General features: G+C 67.3%; 24 protein-coding genes and 1 other RNA gene. 7 read left to right on the top strand and 18 right to left on the bottom strand.

Annotation, left to right across the window (positions count from 1 at the left end; all coding sequences use genetic code 11):
- Positions 1-78 precede the first annotated feature (78 nt).
- From OM960_RS11235 to OM960_RS11225, 3 genes are all read right to left on the bottom strand, one after another.
- Positions 79-1416, bottom strand: coding sequence for an 8-oxoguanine deaminase (locus tag OM960_RS11235; protein WP_264772014.1), 1338 nt, complete (start codon positions 1414-1416; stop codon positions 79-81).
- A gap of 155 nt (positions 1417-1571) precedes the next feature.
- Complete coding sequence (gene hisN, locus OM960_RS11230; protein ID WP_264772013.1) at positions 1572-2372, bottom strand: histidinol-phosphatase; 801 nt, start codon at positions 2370-2372, stop codon at positions 1572-1574.
- A gap of 62 nt (positions 2373-2434) precedes the next feature.
- A complete protein-coding gene (locus tag OM960_RS11225; RefSeq protein WP_263336521.1) occupies positions 2435-2797 on the bottom strand; it encodes a helix-turn-helix domain-containing protein in 363 nt (120 codons plus the stop codon).
- A 327-nt stretch (positions 2798-3124) separates the two neighbouring features.
- Here OM960_RS11225 and OM960_RS11220 point away from each other — a divergent pair, with 327 nt between their 5' ends.
- Positions 3125-4096: an NADPH:quinone oxidoreductase family protein gene (locus tag OM960_RS11220; protein WP_263336523.1), complete on the top strand. Its 972-nt coding sequence runs from the start codon at positions 3125-3127 to the stop codon at positions 4094-4096.
- Here the strand turns inward: OM960_RS11220 and OM960_RS11215 are convergent.
- On the bottom strand, positions 3997-4932 hold the full coding sequence (locus OM960_RS11215; protein WP_290428638.1) for a LysR family transcriptional regulator: 936 nt from the start codon (positions 4930-4932) through the stop codon (positions 3997-3999). The genes OM960_RS11220 and OM960_RS11215 overlap by 100 nt on opposite strands.
- Positions 4933-4982: 50 nt before the next feature.
- Positions 4983-5183: a hypothetical protein gene (locus OM960_RS11210; RefSeq protein ID WP_264772012.1), complete on the bottom strand. Its 201-nt coding sequence runs from the start codon at positions 5181-5183 to the stop codon at positions 4983-4985.
- Between OM960_RS11210 and OM960_RS25545 the strand changes: the two genes are divergently transcribed.
- Complete coding sequence (locus OM960_RS25545; protein ID WP_354003559.1) at positions 5133-5273, top strand: DUF1127 domain-containing protein; 141 nt, start codon at positions 5133-5135, stop codon at positions 5271-5273. The genes OM960_RS11210 and OM960_RS25545 overlap by 51 nt on opposite strands.
- Positions 5274-5386: 113 nt before the next feature.
- Positions 5387-6166 (top strand): Bax inhibitor-1/YccA family protein, encoded by a 780-nt coding sequence (locus OM960_RS11205; RefSeq protein ID WP_263336527.1) that lies wholly within the window; start codon positions 5387-5389, stop codon positions 6164-6166.
- A gap of 48 nt (positions 6167-6214) precedes the next feature.
- On the opposite strand, the gene OM960_RS11200 is transcribed toward OM960_RS11205, so the two are convergent.
- From OM960_RS11200 to OM960_RS11180, 5 genes are all read right to left on the bottom strand, one after another.
- Complete coding sequence (locus OM960_RS11200; RefSeq protein ID WP_264772011.1) at positions 6215-6721, bottom strand: GNAT family N-acetyltransferase; 507 nt, start codon at positions 6719-6721, stop codon at positions 6215-6217.
- Between the two features lie 66 nt (positions 6722-6787).
- Complete coding sequence (rpmG, locus tag OM960_RS11195; RefSeq protein ID WP_017928995.1) at positions 6788-6955, bottom strand: 50S ribosomal protein L33; 168 nt, start codon at positions 6953-6955, stop codon at positions 6788-6790.
- 119 nt (positions 6956-7074) lie between these two features.
- Positions 7075-7773: a tellurite resistance TerB family protein gene (locus OM960_RS11190; RefSeq protein ID WP_263336540.1), complete on the bottom strand. Its 699-nt coding sequence runs from the start codon at positions 7771-7773 to the stop codon at positions 7075-7077.
- Entirely contained in the window at positions 7770-7988 is a 219-nt protein-coding gene (locus tag OM960_RS11185; protein ID WP_263336541.1) for a hypothetical protein, read from the bottom strand. The genes OM960_RS11190 and OM960_RS11185 overlap by 4 nt, the downstream gene beginning before the upstream one ends.
- 9 nt (positions 7989-7997) lie before the next feature.
- Entirely contained in the window at positions 7998-8933 is a 936-nt protein-coding gene (locus tag OM960_RS11180) for a LysR family transcriptional regulator (RefSeq protein WP_263336543.1), read from the bottom strand.
- 119 nt (positions 8934-9052) lie between these two features.
- On the opposite strand from OM960_RS11180, the gene OM960_RS11175 reads away from it, so the two are divergent.
- A complete protein-coding gene (locus OM960_RS11175) occupies positions 9053-9280 on the top strand; it encodes a hypothetical protein (RefSeq protein WP_263336545.1) in 228 nt (75 codons plus the stop codon).
- Positions 9281-9318: 38 nt separating this feature from the next.
- Here the strand turns inward: OM960_RS11175 and rnpB are convergent.
- From rnpB to gatC, 5 genes are all read right to left on the bottom strand, one after another.
- Positions 9319-9717, bottom strand: an RNA gene (rnpB, locus tag OM960_RS11170) — RNase P RNA component class A.
- A gap of 11 nt (positions 9718-9728) precedes the next feature.
- Positions 9729-10400: an N-acetylmuramoyl-L-alanine amidase gene (locus OM960_RS11165; RefSeq protein WP_264772010.1), complete on the bottom strand. Its 672-nt coding sequence runs from the start codon at positions 10398-10400 to the stop codon at positions 9729-9731.
- 3 nt (positions 10401-10403) lie between these two features.
- The gene (locus OM960_RS11160) at positions 10404-11126 is read right to left on the bottom strand and encodes a hypothetical protein (protein ID WP_264772009.1); all 723 of its coding nucleotides are present in this window, start codon (positions 11124-11126) and stop codon (positions 10404-10406) included.
- Between the two features lie 152 nt (positions 11127-11278).
- Entirely contained in the window at positions 11279-12766 is a 1488-nt protein-coding gene (gatA, locus tag OM960_RS11155; protein ID WP_263336552.1) for an Asp-tRNA(Asn)/Glu-tRNA(Gln) amidotransferase subunit GatA, read from the bottom strand.
- Positions 12763-13050, bottom strand: a complete 288-nt coding sequence (gatC, locus tag OM960_RS11150) for an Asp-tRNA(Asn)/Glu-tRNA(Gln) amidotransferase subunit GatC (RefSeq protein WP_263336555.1) — start codon at positions 13048-13050, stop codon at positions 12763-12765. Before gatC ends, gatA begins: the two co-directional genes overlap by 4 nt.
- A gap of 123 nt (positions 13051-13173) precedes the next feature.
- Between gatC and OM960_RS11145 the strand changes: the two genes are divergently transcribed.
- Complete coding sequence (locus OM960_RS11145; RefSeq protein ID WP_264772008.1) at positions 13174-13704, top strand: prolyl-tRNA synthetase associated domain-containing protein; 531 nt, start codon at positions 13174-13176, stop codon at positions 13702-13704.
- 131 nt (positions 13705-13835) lie between these two features.
- Positions 13836-14528, top strand: a complete 693-nt coding sequence (locus tag OM960_RS11140; RefSeq protein WP_264772007.1) for a metal-dependent hydrolase — start codon at positions 13836-13838, stop codon at positions 14526-14528.
- A 42-nt stretch (positions 14529-14570) separates the two neighbouring features.
- Here the strand turns inward: OM960_RS11140 and OM960_RS11135 are convergent, their stop codons facing one another.
- The 3 genes from OM960_RS11135 to OM960_RS11125 all read right to left on the bottom strand — a co-directional run bounded on the left by OM960_RS11135 (position 14571) and on the right by OM960_RS11125 (position 16570).
- Positions 14571-14798, bottom strand: coding sequence for a hypothetical protein (locus tag OM960_RS11135; protein WP_264772006.1), 228 nt, complete (start codon positions 14796-14798; stop codon positions 14571-14573).
- A 373-nt stretch (positions 14799-15171) separates the two neighbouring features.
- Positions 15172-16056: a sulfotransferase domain-containing protein gene (locus tag OM960_RS11130; RefSeq protein WP_264772005.1), complete on the bottom strand. Its 885-nt coding sequence runs from the start codon at positions 16054-16056 to the stop codon at positions 15172-15174.
- Between the two features lie 58 nt (positions 16057-16114).
- Positions 16115-16570 carry a nucleoside deaminase gene (locus tag OM960_RS11125; protein WP_263336565.1) on the bottom strand — a complete coding sequence of 152 codons (456 nt, stop codon included), beginning with the start codon at positions 16568-16570 and terminating at the stop codon, positions 16115-16117.
- A 103-nt stretch (positions 16571-16673) separates the two neighbouring features.
- Here OM960_RS11125 and OM960_RS11120 point away from each other — a divergent pair.
- Positions 16674-17613: pseudouridine synthase (locus OM960_RS11120; protein ID WP_264772004.1), on the top strand; the 940-nt coding region annotated here is incomplete at its 3' end.

Genomic DNA, 17613 nt, shown 5'->3' with positions numbered 1-17613 from the left:
CGCTTCATGGGTCAGGCTCGAAGCCTAACACGACCCCGGCCGCCCCCCCAAACCGGGCCGACGGCGGGCGGCTCCGGGTCACTGCATCAGGCGCCGCACCAACGCGTTCTGGGCCGCAACGGCATGATCGAGATCGATGGTGGTGAGCCGCTGGTCCCGAACGACCTGACGCCCTTCGACGAAAAGATCACGCACCCGTGTCGGCCCGCACAGCACGAGCGCCGCGACCGGGTCCCAGGCGCCGGCGGCCTCGATCCCGGAAAGGTCCCAGACCGCGATATCGGCACGCTTGCCGGGTTCGAGCGCGCCGCAATCCGACCGCCCGAGCACCCGCGCACCGCCCAACGTCGCGATCTCCAGCGCCTCGCGCGCGCTCATCGCGTCCGCCCCGCGCGCCACGCGCTGCAGGAGCATCGCGGTCCGCGCCTCGGCGATCAGGTTCCCGGCGTCGTTCGACGCCGAGCCGTCGACGCCGAGCGCCACCTTGACGCCCGCATCGCGCATCGCGCGCACCGGCGCAATGCCGGAGCCGAGCCGGCAATTCGAACAGGGACAATGGGCGACGCCGGTGCCGGTCCGGGCGAAAAGATCGATCTCCGAACCATCGAGCTTGACGCAGTGAGCATGCCAGACATCGGCGCCGGTCCAGCCGAGGTCCTCGGCATATTGCCCCGGACGGCAGCCGAACTGCGCGAGGCTGTAGGCGATGTCCTCGTCATTCTCGGCCAGATGCGTGTGCAGCATCACGCCCTTGTCGCGGGCCAGGAGTGCCGCCTCGCGCATCAGGTCACGGCTGACCGAGAACGGCGAGCAGGGCGCGAGGCCCACCCGCACCATCGCCCCCTCGGCCGAGTCATGGAAGGCGTCCACCACCCGCTCCATGTCCTTCAGGATCGCCGGCTCCGCCTCGACGAGGCTGTCGGGCGGCAGGCCGCCCGCGCTCGTCCCGATCGACATCGCGCCGCGCGTCGGGTGGAACCGCAGCCCGATCTCGCGCGCCGCGTCGATCGTGTCGTCCAGCCGGGCGCCGTTCGGATAGAGGTAGAGATGGTCGGACGTCATCGTGCAGCCTGAAAGCGCCAGTTCGGCCAGCCCGGTGAGCGCGGAGACGCGCATCTCCTCGGGCCCGAACCGCGCCCAGATCGGGTAGAGTGTCTTCAGCCAGCCGAAGAGGAGCGCGTCCTGCCCGCCCGGAACCGCACGGGTGAGCGTCTGGTAAAGATGGTGATGGGTGTTGACGAGGCCGGGCGTCACCACGCAGCCCTGCGCCTCGACCACGGTGCCGCGGGTCGCGAGGCCCTGACCGACCGCGGCGATCACGCCGCCGCGGATCAGCACGTCGCCCCCTTCGACCTCGGTGCGGCCCGCGTCCATGGTCACGACCCGCGCGGCATTCCTGATGAGTATCTCGGACATGTTCCCTCCTGCCACCCCCTTCGGTGGATCGGGAACGGCTGCGCGACAGAAGGGGGAAGGACTCGGCAGCGGCGGCAGTCTAGAAGGTTCGCCGCCACGCGACCATGCGGGATTTCCGAAAACTCCTGTTCAAAATCCCGAAAAATCCGCCGAACCTAGCCGTTGAGCACCTCCATCGCCGCGCGATGAATCTCGGGATTGGCTGCGGCCAGCACCCTTCCGCCCTGATGCGCGGGGCGGCCCTCCCAGTCGGTGACGATGCCGCCCGCCGCCTCGATCACCGCGATCGGCGCCTGCACGTCGTAGGCCTGCAGACCCGCCTCGACCACGAGGTCGATCTGGCCGGCGGCGACGAGCGCGTAGGCGTAGCAGTCGATCCCGTAGCGGGTCAGCCGGGTCCGCGCGGAGAGCCGGCGGAAGGCCGCGCCCTCGGCCTCGGTGCCGACCTCGGGAAAGGTGGTGAAAAGGATCGCTTCCGAGAGCGGCCGCGCCGGGCGCGCCCTGAGCGGCCGCATCCCCATCGGGCCGGTCACCTCGGAAATCCCGAACCCGCCGGCGAAGCGTTCTCCGATATAGGGCTGGTCGATCAGGCCGAAGACCGGGCCGGTCGGGTCGGAAAGCGCGATCAGCACCCCCCAGGTCGGGGTGCCGGAGAGATAGCTGCGCGTGCCGTCGATCGGGTCGAGCACCCAGGTCAGGCCCGAGGTTCCGGGTTTCGGCCCGAACTCCTCGCCAAGGATCGCATCGTCCGGACGCCGCTCGGCGAGGATCGCCCGCATCCGCTCCTCCGAGGCGCGGTCGGCGACCGTCACCGGATCGAAGCGGCTGGTTTCCTTGTTGTCGGCAGCCAGCCCATCGGCGCGGAAATGCGCCAGCGTCGCCTCGCGGGCGGCGTCGGCCAGGGCATGGGCGGTGGCCACGAGCGCATCACGCTCGGAATCAGGAAAAGGGCTCATCGGGGGCCTCGCGCATCTTTGCGTCAGCGGTAGCCCCCGGTGCCCCTCCCGGTCAAGCCGCCTCAGGCCGCGTCGGAGAGAACCTTGGCGAGATCGAAGAGCCGCCGCCGCTGCGCCTCGGGGATCGCGTAGTAGGAGCGCACCAGCATCAGCGCCTCCTTGTCGGCGAGGATGTCGCCGTCGATCTCCTCGACGATCGGCGTGCGGGAATCGAGTCCCTCGAAGAAGAAGCTGATCGGCACACTGAGCGCATCCGCGATATCCCACAACCGGGAGGCGGAAATCCGGTTCATGCCGGTTTCGTATTTCTGGATCTGCTGGAACTTGATGCCGACCTTGTCGGCAAGCTGCTGCTGGGTCATGCCAACCATCCAGCGCCGATGCCGGACCCGCTTGCCAACGTGCACATCTACAGGGTGTTTCATATCCGCCTCCACACTACCATGTCATTAAACTAGCAAGTTTCGTGCCATTCATAATAACCTCCCCGAAATTCGATAAGGAATTACCAAAAAGGCGACGGTCACGCGCAGTCGATGCCGTTCCCTTCAAGAATCCATATTTATCGCACGATGTCATCCTATACGAAAATACAGATCATGTCGCTCGCCTCAGGCGAATTTTGCATTTTGCAATTCATTTCGCAAAGATCGTGCAGGAAACCTTGTTCATTCTGCAAATGCTACCCTGCGCAATGCCACTGGAAACCGCTCAATCGGAGAGGTAGCCTCCCCTCGAGCGAGGGAGGCAAGATGAAAGCGTTCGGTATCGAAACCTTCGGCGGGTCGCCGGAACTGCGCGATCTCCCGCTGCCGGAACCCGGCCCCGGCGAGGTCCGGCTCAGGATCGCGGCCTGCGGCCTGAACTTCGCCGATCTCCTGATGATCGAGGGCAAGTACCAGGAACGGCCCGAGCCCCCCCTGACGCTCGGGATGGAGCCGGCCGGCTGGGTCGACGCGGTCGGGCCCGGCGTGACGGGCCCCGCCCCCGGCACAAGGGTCGCGGTACATGCGCCCTGCGGCGGGCTCGCCGAATACGGCTGCTTCCCGGCTGCGCGCTGCGTGCCCCTGCCCGACGCGATGCCCTTCGACGACGCGGCCGCGTTCCAGGTCGCCTATGGCACGAGCCATGTGGCGCTCGACCACAAGGCGCGACTGCAGCCTGGCGAGACGCTCCTCGTGCTCGGCGCGGCGGGCGGCGTCGGCCTGACGGCGGTGGAGATCGGCAAGCGCATGGGCGCACGCGTCATCGCCTGCGCACGCGGCGCCGACAAGCTCGCAACGGCCGAGGCCGCCGGCGCCGATCACCTCATCGACAGCGAGGCCGGCGACCTGCGCGGCGCGATCAAGGCGCTCGGCGGCGCCGACGTGGTCTATGATCCCGTCGGCGGCGAACAGTTCGACGCCGCCTTCCGCGCCACCAATCCCGATGGCCGCATCCTCGCCATCGGTTTCGCAAGCGGAACCGTGCCGCAGATCAAGGCCAACCACCTCCTCGTCAAGAACCTCTCGGTGATGGGGCTCTACTGGGGCGGCTACCTGAAATTCCGTCCGGAGGTCCTGACGTCGAGCCTCGCCACGCTCTTCGGCTGGTACCAGGAGGGCGGGCTCCGGCCTCACATCTCCTACCGGCTGCCGCTGGCACGGACCGAGGAAGCGCTGACGCTCCTGCGGGCGCGAAAATCGACCGGCAAGGTCGTGGTGCGCGTCTCGGGCGAGGCATAGGCCGCGACGATCTCGCTTTTCAGCCGTTCAGTAACCTCGCCCTTGCTGATCCCGGCGTCGTAAAGGCAGATCTGCATCGTGCCGAGATCGGGCAGAGCATCATCCACGACCTCGGCCAGCCCGTCGGGGATCAATCCCTGCATCCGCGCGGTGACCGCAAGATCGGCCGCGACCATCGCCTGGATCGTGTCGTTCGAGCGGCCGGTGAAGCCCATTTCCCAAGCGATTCCCGCGCGGTCGAGCGCGGCGAGTACCACGGGACGGAACCGGCAATTCTCCTCGAAGCCAAGCCGGAGCGGCCGGCGTTGCCAGACCTTGCCGCCCGGCGCGCCGACCCAGGCCAGCGGCATTCGGACCAAGCCCTCCCCACCCTCGCCCGGGGCCTCCTCGGTGGTCAGCATCAGGTCGAGTTCGCCCCGCGCGAACTCCTCCTTGAGAAGAGGCGTGAAGCAGGACAGGAGATTGACGCGGGCGCAAGGATAGACGGCATTCAGCCGCTGGAGGACGCCGGGGATCGCCGGATAGACGATGTCATGCGGCACGCCGAGCCGGATCTCGCAGTCGAAACCTGTGTCCGCAAGCCGCGACAGCGCCTCGTCATTCAGTTCCAGCATGCGCCGCGCGTAATGGAGAAGCTGCTCGCCCTCCGGCGTCAGCGTCAGCCGGCGCTGCGCGCGAAGGAAGAGCCCGAGCCCAAGCCCCTCCTCGAGCCGCTTGATCTGCATCGAGACCGCCGATTGCGTGAGATTCAGGAGCCCCGCCGCGCGGGTCACGCCGCCGGCATCGGCAACCGCGACCAGAGCTCGGAGGGCGGTGAGATCGAGATTTCGAGGCATCATCACAATCCGTTATCGTTTCTTATACAATCATTCATTTCATTAATTCATCACACCATGCCATATAAATCAAGCTTCTTGATGAACAGCCACCAACCCATCACGACGAGAAAGGAATACCGATGGAACGCACGATCATTCACCCCTTGGCCCATTCCCGTCCGCGCCGCCACACCGGACTTTTCGACCGCCTGCGCCAGATGCGTGAAATCCGCCGCCAGCGCCGGGCACTCTCCGAACTCAGCGGCCATTTACTGAAGGACATCGGAATAAGCGCCGACGAGGCCCGTCGCGAGTCCGAGCGCCCGGCCTGGGACGTTCCGTCGCACTGGCTTCGTTAACGACACGAAATCGTGGACGGAAAAGCTTGAATTTGAGCGCACGCTTCCCGATATTTCACCGGAAGGGCGCGGCGGCGACGTCGCGCCCAAGGGAAACGCATCTGGAGGCTTAGATGGCTGAATATGAAACGATCCGTGCCGGCCGGGTAGGCGCCCGGACGCTAGCGATCGACGAGGGCCTGCGCGCCCATATGAACAAAGTCTACGGGCTGATGTCGGTCGGCATGCTGCTGACGGCAGCCGCCGCCTGGGCGATTGCCGGCCTTGCGGTGACCACCGACCCGTCGCTCGCCGCTGCACAGATCGGCGCCGACAAGTACCTGACGGGCTTCGGCGCCGCGCTCTACCTCTCGCCGTTGAAATGGGTGGTGATGTTCGCGCCCCTCGCCTTCGTCTTCGGCTTCACCGCGATGCTGAACCGCATGTCGGCCGCGGCCGCGCAGCTCGTGTTCTATAGCTTCGCCGTTGTGATGGGCGTCTCGATCAGCTCGATCTTCCTCGTCTTTACCGGCATGTCGATCGTGCAGACCTTCCTCGTGACCGCGATCGCCTTCGCCGGCCTCTCGCTCTGGGGCTACACGACGAAGAAGGACATCTCGGGCTGGGGTTCGTTCCTGATCATGGGCGTGATCGGCCTGATCGTTGCCTCGATCGTGAATCTCTTCCTCGGCTCGGGCACGGTGCAACTCGCGATCTCGGCGCTCGGCGTGCTGATCTTCGCGGGTCTCACGGCCTATGACACGCAGAACATCAAGAACAACTACATCGCGCACGCCCAGCAAGGCGACGCGGAGTGGCTCGGCAAGTCGGCGATCATGGGGGCTCTGAACCTCTATCTCGACTTCATCAACATGTTCATGTTCCTGCTGCAGTTCCTCGGCAACCGCGAGTGATCTGAGCCGAACCGAAGATCGAAGGGCCGGGGATCTCCCCGGCCCTTTTCATATCCGCGCCCGCATCCGCACCGCCGGGAAGTCGATGCCGGGCCGCAGCGCGACGGTCACCTCCTCGAGCCGCTCGAAGCCGACCGCCGCGTAGAACGGCACCGCCGTCCGGGTCGACAGGCAGTCCAGCTCCCGCACACCGCCGGCACGCGCCTCCGCGAAGACCCGCTCCAGGATCGCCCGCGCGATGCCCCGCCGCAGGTGCCGGTGATCCGTCACGAGATGGCGCACATGGCCAAGGCCCGGCCCGGTTTCGCCGGAGCCCGGTGCGGCCCGCGACCAGCCACCGGCCCCGATCACCTGCCCGTCGGGCGCCTCTGCGAGGTAGTAGCGCCCGGAGGCGAGCAAGGCCGGCTGCGCCCGCGCCAGAAGCGGCAACGCGAGGACCAGAGCCGAGGGCGGATAGTCGGGCGCGAGCAGCCGCGGATAGGACCGCGCCAGCAAAGCGTCGACCGCCGCAAGATCGGCCGGCCCTGCCGTTCGGATCGTGAAGCCGTCGGACATGGTACTCCACCAAAAGAAAAGGCCGCGCTGATGCGCGGCCCCTGTCCCTCGTCGATCCGGCAGATCTTACTTGATCTTGCCTTCCTTGTATTCGACATGCTCGCGCTTGACCGGGTCGTACTTCCGCACAACCATCTTTTCGGTCATGGTGCGGGCGTTCTTCTTGGTCACATAGAAGTGCCCGGTGCCCGCCGTCGAGTTCAGACGGATCTTGATCGTCGTCGGCTTCGCCATCGTCGTTCTCCTACAGCCGGACGGTCTGCCGCCCGCGAAATCCTTGGAGCCCGCCTTTTACCCGGGCGCGGGACGGAGTCAACCGCAATCCTGCCCTTGGCCGCGCAATTTCTGCGCCGTCAGCCCTCCGCCAGCCCCATTTCCCGGTGGAGCCGCGCCCGCGTCGTCGGATCGAGCCTGAGCGCCTGGGCGAGCTGGCTGAGATAGATGTGCTCGGCCGGGTTGTCGACCCGGATCGCCATCAGCGAGGTCGCGTAGATCTGCGCCCGCATCGACTCGTCGGTGGCCTGCGCCAGCGCCATCACGTCGGAGGGCCGCTGCAACTCGGCGCGGACGAATGCCACCTCCTCGGCGCTCGCATCGCCGAGATGGTCGAGGATCTTGCGCTGCTCCTCGGCGTCGATCTCGCCGTCGGCCTTGGCGGCCTGGATCATCGCCCGGATCATCAGCCGCGCGTGCTCCTCGGCGATCGCCGAGGCCGGGCTCGCGCCCACCATCGCGCCCATCATCTCGCCCATCGCCTTGCTGCCCGCGGTAGCCGCGCCGGTCATCGAGGCGAGAAGCCCGCCGAGCCCGGCCTCGGCGGCGTCCGTCGCACCGCCGAACTGCTCGTAGAGCTCGCGCACGGCGCGGGCGCCGCCCGGCAGGCCCATCTTCTCGGCGCTCGCGCCGAGCTGGTCGACCATGCCGCCCGGCTCTCCTGCCTCCTTCATCATCTTCTTCACCCCGGCCATGCCGCCCATGTCCTGGTACTTGTCATAGCCCTTGGCGGCAGCGAAACCGGCGGCCAGCGCCGCCAGCGTCTTGACGAAACTCATGATGCTCCTCCCTCTCGGTTCGCGGCCATGATACCGCGAACCGCCTGAATCGCGGCGAAAATCGTCCGAGCGCATGCGCCACCCCTGCCGAGCCGCGCGAAGTGGTCGACGAGGTAGTCGACGATTACCCGGACCTTGGACGGAACGTGGGTCCGATGCAGGAAGACCGCGTGGACCGGCTGCTCGACGGTCACGTGGTCCAGCAGCAGCCGCACAGCCGAAGCCTACCGGCGATCCTCCGACTCTTCCGGACCACCGAGCGGCACGCCCCGGCCTTTGAACCACTCCAGGATGAAATCCAGAAAGACCCGAATTCGCGTCGCCATCAGGTGACGATGCGCGTAAACCGCGTAGACCGATTGCGGCACCGTCTGAAACCCGGGCAGAACGTGGACCAGCCGCCCCGCTGCGATCTCCGGCGCGGCAACGTAGTCGTGCATGAGCGAGAGGCCATGCCCGGCGAGAACCGCCCCAAGCTGGGCACGGAACGCATCAACGCTAAAAGCTTCCGGGAGACGGTATTCGACGGGGCCATCCGGCGTCTGAAGGGTATGAACGTGGCCCCAACTGCCCGTGAAAAGCTTAACGACCGGCCGCCCTTTGAGCTCCTCCAGATCGGTCGGGTAGCCATGCGCGCTCAGGTAACCGGGCGATGCGACGAAGATCAGCCGGTAATCGAGAACCCTTACCGCCTTGAGCGTCGAGTCCGGCAACCCGCCAACGCCTATGCGAAACGCGATATCCACATGCTCCTGAATGAGGTCCACGGTCCGGTTTGAAACGCCGAGTTGAACCTGTACCTCCGGATGCCTGGCCAGAAACCCCGCGATTGCCGGCGGCAGCAGCTCATTGCCGAATGCAACCGACGAGCTGAGCGTGATCTGGCCACTGAGGACACGATGCTGCGCTCGCGTCACTTCTCTCAAGGCATCGATTTCTTCAAGTATCGCCTCGCCCCTTCGGAAGAATACCTGTCCCTCCTCCGTCAACGCGACATGCCTCGTGCTGCGGTTGAAGAGCCGCACGCCGAGGTCGGCTTCAAGCTCGGAGACGATCCGGCTGACCGAGGGCGGCGACAGACCGAGTGCGCGGCCCGCCGCGGCGAAACTGCCGCGATGGGCGATTTCTGCGGCAACCTTCATGGCCATGAGCATGTCCATGCCGCAAGTATTATTCTGGTTTTTGAAATAGTAAATGCCGCACCAAGCGGATTACCGACCCAATCAGGCTCAATTACCATCCCTGCCATCGTCAAGTCAGCAGAACGAAGGATGGAAAGATGTTCGAACATGACCACCGCCATCTCGTCACCGATCACCACTCCGGCCGCGTGCAAGAGCGCCATGCCATCGCCCGGAAAGAGCACATCGAGCGCAGGACGGTACAGTTGCACGCCGAGGCCGCGTACCGTCGCCGGGTGGCGCTCGCCCGGCTCATCGCCCCGCTTGCGGTGCTCTTCCGGGCCGTGCGCGGTCTGCCGATCACGCCTGCCGACCGGCACGGATAGGCCGCATGTCGGACGGACGGGCGGGCCACAAGAAAAGGATGCGCGGACGGCCTGTAAGCCGGATTCTGTCCACCCCGGACCGTGATCCGGGGCTGGATGACCATTCCTCTCGGCGCGCCGTTACCGGCGCGCTCAAGCTGCCAACCCGGGCCTCTCGGGCTGAAGCGTCCCTGCGGTCAGTATCCTTGCGGACTTGCCCCGCGCGAGGCCCCTATTTGGCATTGCTCCCGGTGGGGCTTGCCGTGCCGTCCTTGTTGCCAAGTCCGCGGTGGGCTCTTACCCCACCGTTTCACCTTTTCCCCGGACAGGTCCGGGGTAGTCTGTTCTCTGTGGCGCTTTCCCTCGGGTTTCCCCGGCCGGGCGTTACCCGGCACCGTCGCTTCATGGAGTCCGGACTTTCCTCGAAGGTCGCCCCTCGCGGTCATCCGGCCATCCGCGCACCGTGGAGTTAGGCGTCCGCCGTGCCGCCGTCAACCGGGAAGCGGCGCGCGAGATCGGCGGCGAGCGCCCGGTCTTCCGCATCCTCGGGTCCGCCGGTCCCGGGCCGGAAGCGCAGCCGGAACGCGGCGAGCAGGGTTTCGGGCGCCGCGTCGGGATAACCGGAGGCGCGTGCCGAAGCGACGAAAGCGGTGGCGGGATCGCCACCTGTGCCGGGCCAGACCGAGAGCCCGGCCTGCGCCAGCCGCCGCCAGTCGAACCGCGGCCCCGGATCGCGCTTGCGCTCGGGCGCCATGTCGGAATGGCCGATCACCCGCTCGGGCGGGATCGCCCAGCGCGCCATGATGCCGGCCAGAAGCGCTTCCAGCGCCGCCATCTGCGGCTCGGGGAACGGCGCATCGCCGGGATTGGCAAGTTCGATCCCGATCGAATGCGAGTTGACGTCGGTGATCGCCCCCCAGGCCCCTGCCCCGGCATGCCAGGCCCGCGCCTCCTCGGCCACCAGCGCCTCGACGACGCCGGCCTCGGAGACAAGGTAATGCGCCGAGACCTCGGCGGCCGGGTCGCAAAGCCGCGCCCGCGCCTCGGCGCAAGTCGGAATCGCGGTATAGTGGAGGACGATCAGGCTCGGCCGCGCACCGCCGCGCCGCTCACCGAAATTGGGCGAGGCGTACGCCGCCACGCCTCAGCCGCGCACCTTCTGGAACGGGGTCGGATCCCAGAAACAGGCGAAGCCGTCGCCGTCCGGGTCGAGGTTCTTCGAGTCTCGCTGGGGTCCGCCGGCTTTCAGGAACGCCTGCTGCGCGTCTTCGGGCGTCGCGTAGCGGGCGCAGGCGCGCTCGTGATTGGAAAGCGCGACGCCCGAGCGCTTGTAGATCGATTCGCCCAGCCGGTTCGGCGCGCTGATCGCGTATTCGACGATGTTCGGGCCCGATCCGCCCTCGCGCTGGGGCAGCTCTGTCGGCTGGATCTGCTCGTATTGCGCGCGGTTCGCGGCCATGCGCTCCTTGTCCGATTCGATGGATTCGCGGGAGGAGACGGCGGAGAAATCCTGTTCGTCAGAGATGCCGGTATTGTTGACCGGCGCGGCGGGCACGACAGCGGCCGGGGCCGTCGCCTGCGGATAGGCGGGCTCAACTGCCTGCGGGACCGTCGACGGATAGGTGGTCTCGGCGTAGGTCGTCTGCGGAAAGGTCGTCTGCGGATAAGTGGTTTCCGGGTAGGCCGTCTGCGGATAGGTCGACTGCGTATTCGCGAGCGCGGCCGCGCCGGTGACGCCCGCCTGCGCGAGTTCCGCCGCGGTCGGCGCGCCGGTCCCGGCAGTCGCCGTCTGCGGATAGGTCGCCATCTGGCCCTGGGCGGCCTCGTCGGGCAACCGACCATAGCCTTGGGCTTGCACCTCGGCCATGCGCCGGCTCTGATAGTCGCTGTAGCTCTCGAACCCGACGCCGCCGGTCTGGCTGGTCGGTCCCGAGCTTTGGCAAGCCGCCACGAACAGCAGCGTCAGGCTAGGCACAATTCTACGCATCGCGAATTCCCAATTACCCTTCGGTGCGCGCCTTACCACCATTTCGACGGCTTGGAAACAAATCCCGCCGCACGCTCCAGCACATAGGCGTGATTCAGCAGATCACCCTCTTCCCACGGCCGGCCGATGAGCTGCAGCCCGAGCGGCAGGCCCTGACGGTCAAGACCTGTCGGAACCGCGACGCCCGGCAGGCCGGCGAGGTTCACGGTGACGGTGAAGACGTCGTTGAGATACATCGCGACCGGATCGGCATCGGCCATCTCACCGAGCCCGAAGGCCGCCGAGGGTGTCGCCGGCGTCAGGATCGCGTCGATGCCATCGGCGAAGACGGTCTCGAAGTCGCGCTTGATCAGCGCGCGCACCTTGCGGGCGCGGTTGTAATAGGCGTCGTAGAAGCCGGCCGAGAGCACATAGGTGCCGATCATCACCCGGCGCTGGACCTCGTGGCCGAAGCCCTCGGCGCGGGTCTTCTCGTACATCTCGGTGATGCCGTCGCCCTGCGCGAGCCTGGCGCGGTGGCCATAGCGCACCCCGTCATAGCGCGCGAGGTTCGACGAGGCCTCGGCCGGCGCCACGACATAATAGGCCGGCAGCGCATATTTCGTATGCGGCAGCGAGATGTCGACGATCTCGGCACCGGCATCGCGAAGCATCTCGGCCCCCTTGTGCCAGAGCGCCTCGATCTCCTCGGGCATACCGTCCATGCGGTATTCGCGCGGGATACCGATCTTCTTGCCGCGGATGTCGCCGGTGAGCATGGCCTCGAAATCCGGCACGGCGAGATCGGCGCTGGTCGAATCCTTGGGGTCATGGCCGCACATCGCCTGCAGCATGATCGCCGCGTCGCGCACGTCCTTGGTCATCGGCCCGGCCTGGTCCAGCGAGGAGGCGAAGGCGACGATGCCCCAGCGCGAGCAGCGGCCATAGGTCGGCTTGATCCCGGTGATGCCGGTGAAGGCGGCCGGCTGGCGGATCGAGCCGCCGGTATCAGTGCCGGTGGCGCCAAGGCAGAGATCGGCCGCGACCGCCGCCGCCGAGCCGCCCGAGGACCCGCCTGGCGTCAGCGCCGTATCGTCGTTGCCGCGTCGCCAGGGGTTGACGGCGTTGCCGTAGCAGGAGGTCTCGTTCGACGAGCCCATCGCGAACTCGTCCATGTTGAGCTTGCCGAGCATGACGGCACCCGCGTCCGCGAGCTGCTGGCTGACGGTGGATTCGTACTCGGGACGGAAGTTCTTCAGGATGTTCGAGGCCGCCTGCGAGGGCACGCCCCTGGTGCAGAAGAGGTCCTTGATCCCGACCGGTATACCGCACATCGCCGGCGCGTCTCCAGACTTGATCCGCTGGTCCGCCGCCGCCGCACGCTCCCGCGCGATCTCGGGCGTCTTGTGGACAAAGGCGTTGAGCGCCCCGGCCCCCTCGATCGCCGCGAGGCAGGCCTCGGTCAGCTCGGCCGAGGTCACCTCGCCCTTGCGCAGCGCATCTCGCGCGGCCGCGATGGTCAGTCTGTTCAGTTCGCTCATTCCACCACCTTCGGCACTGCGAAGAAACCCTCGCGCGCGTCGGGCGCGTTCGAGAGGATCTTTTCGGGCATGTTCCCGTCCGTCACCACGTCTTTGCGGCGCTTGAGCCGCATCGGCGTGACCGAGGTCATCGGCTCGACGCCCTCGACATCGACCTCGTTGAGCTGCTCCATGAAAGCGAGAACGGCGGAGAGCTCCCCCGCCAGCGCCGGCAGGTCCTCTTCCTTCACGGCGATGCGCGCCAGATGCGCGACCTTGCGGGCGGTATCGGTGTCGATCGACATGGGTGCCCCCTTGAAAAACGTCCCGCACCGTTTAGCCGCGCCGCGCCGGGGCCGCAAGCCGGACCGGGCATTGCGGGAGGCCGCGCACGCCCCTATTGTCCGCCCGCCAGCGAAAGGTACGACATGGACGCCTCCTCCGCCCACCAGGACAGCCTGCCCCTCAGCTCCGACGCGCTGCTCGCCGAGCTCGACGCCTGGGGTCTGCCCTACCGGCTCTACACCCATGCCCCGCTCCGGACGGTCGAGGATTCCAAGGCCGCGGAACATCTGTTCGTCCAGCCGGGCGAGAAGGCGCTCCGGATCAAGAACCTCTATCTCCGCGACAAGAAGAAGAAGAACCACCTCGTGACGCTGGAGCAGAGCCACGAGATCGACCTCAAGGCGCTCGGCGCCGCGCTCGGCGCGGGCAACCTCTCCTTCGGCTCCGAGGAACGGCTCTTCGAGCATCTCGGCATCCGGCCGGGCGCGGTCAGCCCGCTCGCGATGGTCAACGGGGTGAAGTCCGGCGTGAGCTTCCACCTCGATCCCGCCGCGCGCGAGGCCGAAGTGATCTACATGCACCCGCTCGTCAACGATCGCACCGTCGCCATGGCCCGCGACGACCTCTTCGCCTTCCTCGAGCGGATCGGCTGCGCCGTGAACTGGTTGGCGTGACCGCCGGCCGGAAGCCTCGAATTTTCGCCGAAAGTTCGCCCCCGGCCCGGCCGCCGCGTCGGACGGAACGGTTGTGCCGCCACCACCGACGCTCTAGCCTGCCCGAGCGCGCCAGCACAAGGGAGGGTTCCATGCAGATCACCTGGCTCGGCCATTCCGGATTTCGCATCGAGATCGAAGGAGCGGTGCTGCTCGTCGACCCCTGGGTCAGCGGCAATCCGTCATTCCCCGAAAAGCGCCGCGCCGAGGCGGTCGCGGGCGCGACCCATATCCTCCTGACCCACGGCCACGGCGACCACGCCTCCAATGCCGTCGCGATCGCGAAGGACGCCGGCATCCCTGTCGCCTGCATCCACGAGCTCTCGGTCGTGCTCGGCGCCGAGGGCGTCGAGGCGATCGGCTTCGGCAAGGGCGGCACGGTGGATCTCGGCGGAGCGAAGGTGACGATGGTCACCGCCTGCCATTCGTCGAGCATCGACTTCGCCGGCGGCCTGCCCCAGCCCGCGGGCTCGGAGGCCGGTTTCATGATCGCGGGCGAAGGCCATGTGATCTATGTCTCGGGCGATACCGACGTGATGGCGGACATGGGCTGGATGGGGGAATATCACAAGCCCGACATCGGCATCCTCTGCGCCGGCGGCCACTACACGATGGACATGAAGGCCGCAGCCTGGGTGGCCAAGAAATACTTCGCCTTCAAGACCGTTATTCCCTGCCATTACAAAACCTTCCCCATCCTTGCTCAGTCGGCGGATGAACTGAAGGCCGGGCTGTCCGGGGTCGAGGTGATCGAGCCCGAAGTGCTGGTCCCGATCACGCTCTGATCCCGCGCAAGCGGCCGGGCGCGGCACCCCGCACCCGGCCCTTCAGGGCAGGAACTTCCAGTATTCCGGGCTCTTGCCCAGAGGGTCGAGCCCGATGTCGCGGCGGAGCCAGCCTGACAGGTCGTCCGCGGAGCGCCGCCGCGACGGCCTGAGCCGCGCCGCGAGAACGCGCAGGAGCGCTGCCGCGACGCGGGCCGGACCGTGCCGGGAAATCAGATCCTCCAGCGCGGCGGCGGGAGGTCGGGGGTCGAGATGCAGTTCGACGTTCATGTGTTCACTCGACCGGCTGCCCGTGGCCGCCGGTTCCTCAATGGTTGGGTTTGAATGCGAATCCGCTCGGCGGGGTGCAGTCGTCCCGCGAACGGGACCACTCGGGCGCGTCAGGATTGGTGGAAACGGCCGGGCGGGCGCCCGGCGGCGAGGACGTCAGCAGTGGCCGGGATAGGCCGGGTACCACGTTGCTGCGGTCTCAAGGGTCCACGCACCTCGACGGAGCATCGCATGATCATGGAAAGTCATCCTACGCCTCCTTCTTCTGGTGTCTGGACGCGCGCAAGATACACCGATTCCGGCGGATACAAAGCGCGGAATTGTACCCTTCCCCGAAGGCGATTGTATGTGTCCCGCCCGACACGGCCGGCCGTCACGCGGCCGCCGCTCCCCGTTCCAGCCAGCGCACATCCGCCTCCGGCAAGAGCTCGCGGATGCGCCGGTCGTAGCGGGCAACCTCTTCGGCGGTGAGGTATTTCTCCCACTTGTTGCTGGTCCCGCTGGCGAAGAAGCTCGCCGCGTTGTCGAGGACCGAGTTCTCCTCCTGCACCGCCTCCCGCGCATTGGCCTTCATGGTCTCGAACCGCGCGCCTGCAACGATCTCGTCGATGAGGCGTTCGGGATGGTCGTAGCCGAGGATCCGCTGGATGCGCTCGACCTGCCCCTTCAGGTCGCGCGTGAGATCGGCATAGTGCAGCAGGTGCAGGTTCGGCAGATGCGCCCAGCGCCGGAACGAGGCGTAGTGGTAAGTGATGGAATCGAGCGTCATGTCGTCGTTGCCGCCGTCCTTCGAGCGGTCTTCCAGATACATCCGGAATCCCTCGGAAATATCGTCGGGGAAGCGGTCGTTCATCAGGTCGACATTCATCGACAAGGCAAAGCGGCGCATCGAGAAATGTACGTCGAGCGGGTGGCGGTAGACCGCGAAATAGGTGCAATCGGGATCGTAGGTGATCCCGTCGAGCGGCGTATGCGACTTGATGCAGCGCCGGTGGGTCTGGGCGGCAAGCACCGCGGCACGGGCATCGACATCGCGAAAGCCGCAATCGACCCAGAGCGAGATCTGGTCGACCAGCTTGTCCATGCCCGGCCGGCCGTGGATCAGCATCAGCACGATCGCCTGCACCCAGGTCGTGCCGCATTTCGGCGGCGTCACCACGAGCGCATCTCCGGGCCTGAGCGCGAACCGGTCCCAGATCGTCGAATCGGTGATCCGGCCCCGGTAGATCCTGGAGCGTTCCGGCAAGGCTTCGGTCATGGTCCCCTCCCCGCTTCCCGAAAGGCTAGACCGATCGCGCGCCTCGACCAAGACCTTGTCAGCCGCGCCGCCCGGCGAAGAATTCCTGCAGAAGCCGCGCCGCCGGTTCCGCGCCGATCCCGTCATAGACCTCCGGGACATGGTGGCACTGTGGATGGGCGTAGACCCGCGCGCCGTGGGCGACGCCGCCGGACTTCGGATCCTCCGCGCCGTAGTAGAGTCGGCCGATCCGGGCGAACGAGATCGCCGCCGCACACATCGGGCAGGGTTCGAGCGTGACATAGAGGTCGTGCCCCGGCAGCCGCTCCGACCCGGCGGCGGCGCAGGCGGCGCGGAGCGCCAGCATCTCGGCATGGGCGGTCGGATCGTTCAGCTCGCGGGTGCGGTTTCCGGCCGCGGCCACGATCCGTCCATCGGGCGCGACGATAACCGCGCCGACCGGCACCTCGCCGCGCGCCGCCGCTTCCCGCGCCTCGGCGAGCGCGGCCTCCATATGGCTGCGAAATCCGCTCATGGCCCCCGTGATGCCCTGCCCCGGCGGCGCACGCAAGCGCTTCCCCCGGGACGCGAATGGGTTTAGAGGGGGCGCTTCAGACCAGATTGAGGGCTCCCGCGTCATGACCGACGACACCGCACAGGGCGAACGTATCGCCAAGGTAATGGCCCGCGCGGGTGTGGCCTCGCGCCGCGATGCCGAGAAGATGATCCTCGACGGCCGGGTGACGGTGAACGGCAAGCCGGTGAAAAGCCCCGCGCTCGACGTCCTGCCCTCCGACAAGGTGACGCTCGACGGCAAGCCGATCGACGAACCGCAGCCGGCGCGGCTCTGGCTCTACTACAAGCCCGTCGGCCTCGTGACCTCGGCCAAGGACGAGAAGGGCCGCCAGACGGTCTTCGATACGATGCCCGAGGGGATGCCGCGGGTGATGAGCGTCGGCCGGCTCGACCTCAATTCCGAGGGGCTCCTCCTCCTGACCAACGACGGCGAGCTGAAACGGCAGCTGGAACTGCCCTCCACCGGCTGGCTCAGGAAATACCGGGTGCGGGTGAACGGCCGCCCGAACGAGGCGACCTTCGATCCGCTGCGCCGGGGCGTGACCATCGACGGCGAGGACTTCCTGCCGATGGACATCACGCTCGACAAGCAGCAGGGCGCGAATGCCTGGCTGACGGTGGGCCTGCGCGAGGGCAAGAACCGCGAGATCCGCCGCGCGATGACCGAGGTCGGGCTGACCGTGAACCGGCTGATCCGGGTCAGCTACGGCCCGTTCCGGCTGAACAAGATGAAGCTCGGCGATGTCGTCGAGGTGAAGAGCCGTGTGCTCCGCGATCAGCTCGGCGGTCTCGCGGACGGCGGCGATGGCGCTTCGGAAGCGGGGCGTGACGGCGGCGAACGGCGCGGCCCGAAGCGCCCGGCGGCTGGGGCGGACCGCCCCCGCAAACCACGCAGCGGCGGAGACCGACCCGAGCGCTCCGGCGACCGCCCGTTCAAGCCCCGCGCACCCCGTGGCGAGAGCGACCGGCCCGAGCGCTCCGGCGACCGCCCCTACAAGCCCC

It is taken from the genome of Defluviimonas salinarum, from assembly GCF_026013545.1.
Classification (GTDB): domain Bacteria; phylum Pseudomonadota; class Alphaproteobacteria; order Rhodobacterales; family Rhodobacteraceae; genus Albidovulum; species Albidovulum salinarum.
The sequence above is the reverse complement of the archived record's forward strand: the minus strand, read 5'-3'. Positions and strand labels throughout refer to the sequence as shown.

Bases quoted from the DNA above. Each gene is read 5' to 3' on its own strand.
- OM960_RS11235 (WP_264772014.1), bottom strand. From the start codon at position 1,416: ATGTCCGAGATACTCATCAGGAATGCCGCGCGGGTCGTGACCATGGAC.
- hisN (WP_264772013.1), bottom strand. From the start codon at position 2,372: ATGAGCCCTTTTCCTGATTCCGAGCGTGATGCGCTCGTGGCCACCGCC.
- OM960_RS11225 (WP_263336521.1), bottom strand. From the start codon at position 2,797: ATGAAACACCCTGTAGATGTGCACGTTGGCAAGCGGGTCCGGCATCGG.
- OM960_RS11220 (WP_263336523.1), top strand. From the start codon at position 3,125: ATGAAAGCGTTCGGTATCGAAACCTTCGGCGGGTCGCCGGAACTGCGC.
- OM960_RS11215 (WP_290428638.1), bottom strand. From the start codon at position 4,932: ATGCCTCGAAATCTCGATCTCACCGCCCTCCGAGCTCTGGTCGCGGTT.
- OM960_RS25545 (WP_354003559.1), top strand. From the start codon at position 5,133: ATGCGTGAAATCCGCCGCCAGCGCCGGGCACTCTCCGAACTCAGCGGC.
- OM960_RS11210 (WP_264772012.1), bottom strand. From the start codon at position 5,183: ATGGCCGCTGAGTTCGGAGAGTGCCCGGCGCTGGCGGCGGATTTCACG.
- OM960_RS11205 (WP_263336527.1), top strand. From the start codon at position 5,387: ATGGCTGAATATGAAACGATCCGTGCCGGCCGGGTAGGCGCCCGGACG.
- OM960_RS11200 (WP_264772011.1), bottom strand. From the start codon at position 6,721: ATGTCCGACGGCTTCACGATCCGAACGGCAGGGCCGGCCGATCTTGCG.
- rpmG (WP_017928995.1), bottom strand. From the start codon at position 6,955: ATGGCGAAGCCGACGACGATCAAGATCCGTCTGAACTCGACGGCGGGC.
- OM960_RS11190 (WP_263336540.1), bottom strand. From the start codon at position 7,773: ATGAGTTTCGTCAAGACGCTGGCGGCGCTGGCCGCCGGTTTCGCTGCC.
- OM960_RS11180 (WP_263336543.1), bottom strand. From the start codon at position 8,933: ATGGACATGCTCATGGCCATGAAGGTTGCCGCAGAAATCGCCCATCGC.
- OM960_RS11175 (WP_263336545.1), top strand. From the start codon at position 9,053: ATGTTCGAACATGACCACCGCCATCTCGTCACCGATCACCACTCCGGC.
- OM960_RS11160 (WP_264772009.1), bottom strand. From the start codon at position 11,126: ATGGCCGAGGTGCAAGCCCAAGGCTATGGTCGGTTGCCCGACGAGGCC.
- gatA (WP_263336552.1), bottom strand. From the start codon at position 12,766: ATGAGCGAACTGAACAGACTGACCATCGCGGCCGCGCGAGATGCGCTG.
- gatC (WP_263336555.1), bottom strand. From the start codon at position 13,050: ATGTCGATCGACACCGATACCGCCCGCAAGGTCGCGCATCTGGCGCGC.
- OM960_RS11145 (WP_264772008.1), top strand. From the start codon at position 13,174: ATGGACGCCTCCTCCGCCCACCAGGACAGCCTGCCCCTCAGCTCCGAC.
- OM960_RS11140 (WP_264772007.1), top strand. From the start codon at position 13,836: ATGCAGATCACCTGGCTCGGCCATTCCGGATTTCGCATCGAGATCGAA.
- OM960_RS11135 (WP_264772006.1), bottom strand. From the start codon at position 14,798: ATGAACGTCGAACTGCATCTCGACCCCCGACCTCCCGCCGCCGCGCTG.
- OM960_RS11130 (WP_264772005.1), bottom strand. From the start codon at position 16,056: ATGACCGAAGCCTTGCCGGAACGCTCCAGGATCTACCGGGGCCGGATC.
- OM960_RS11125 (WP_263336565.1), bottom strand. From the start codon at position 16,570: ATGAGCGGATTTCGCAGCCATATGGAGGCCGCGCTCGCCGAGGCGCGG.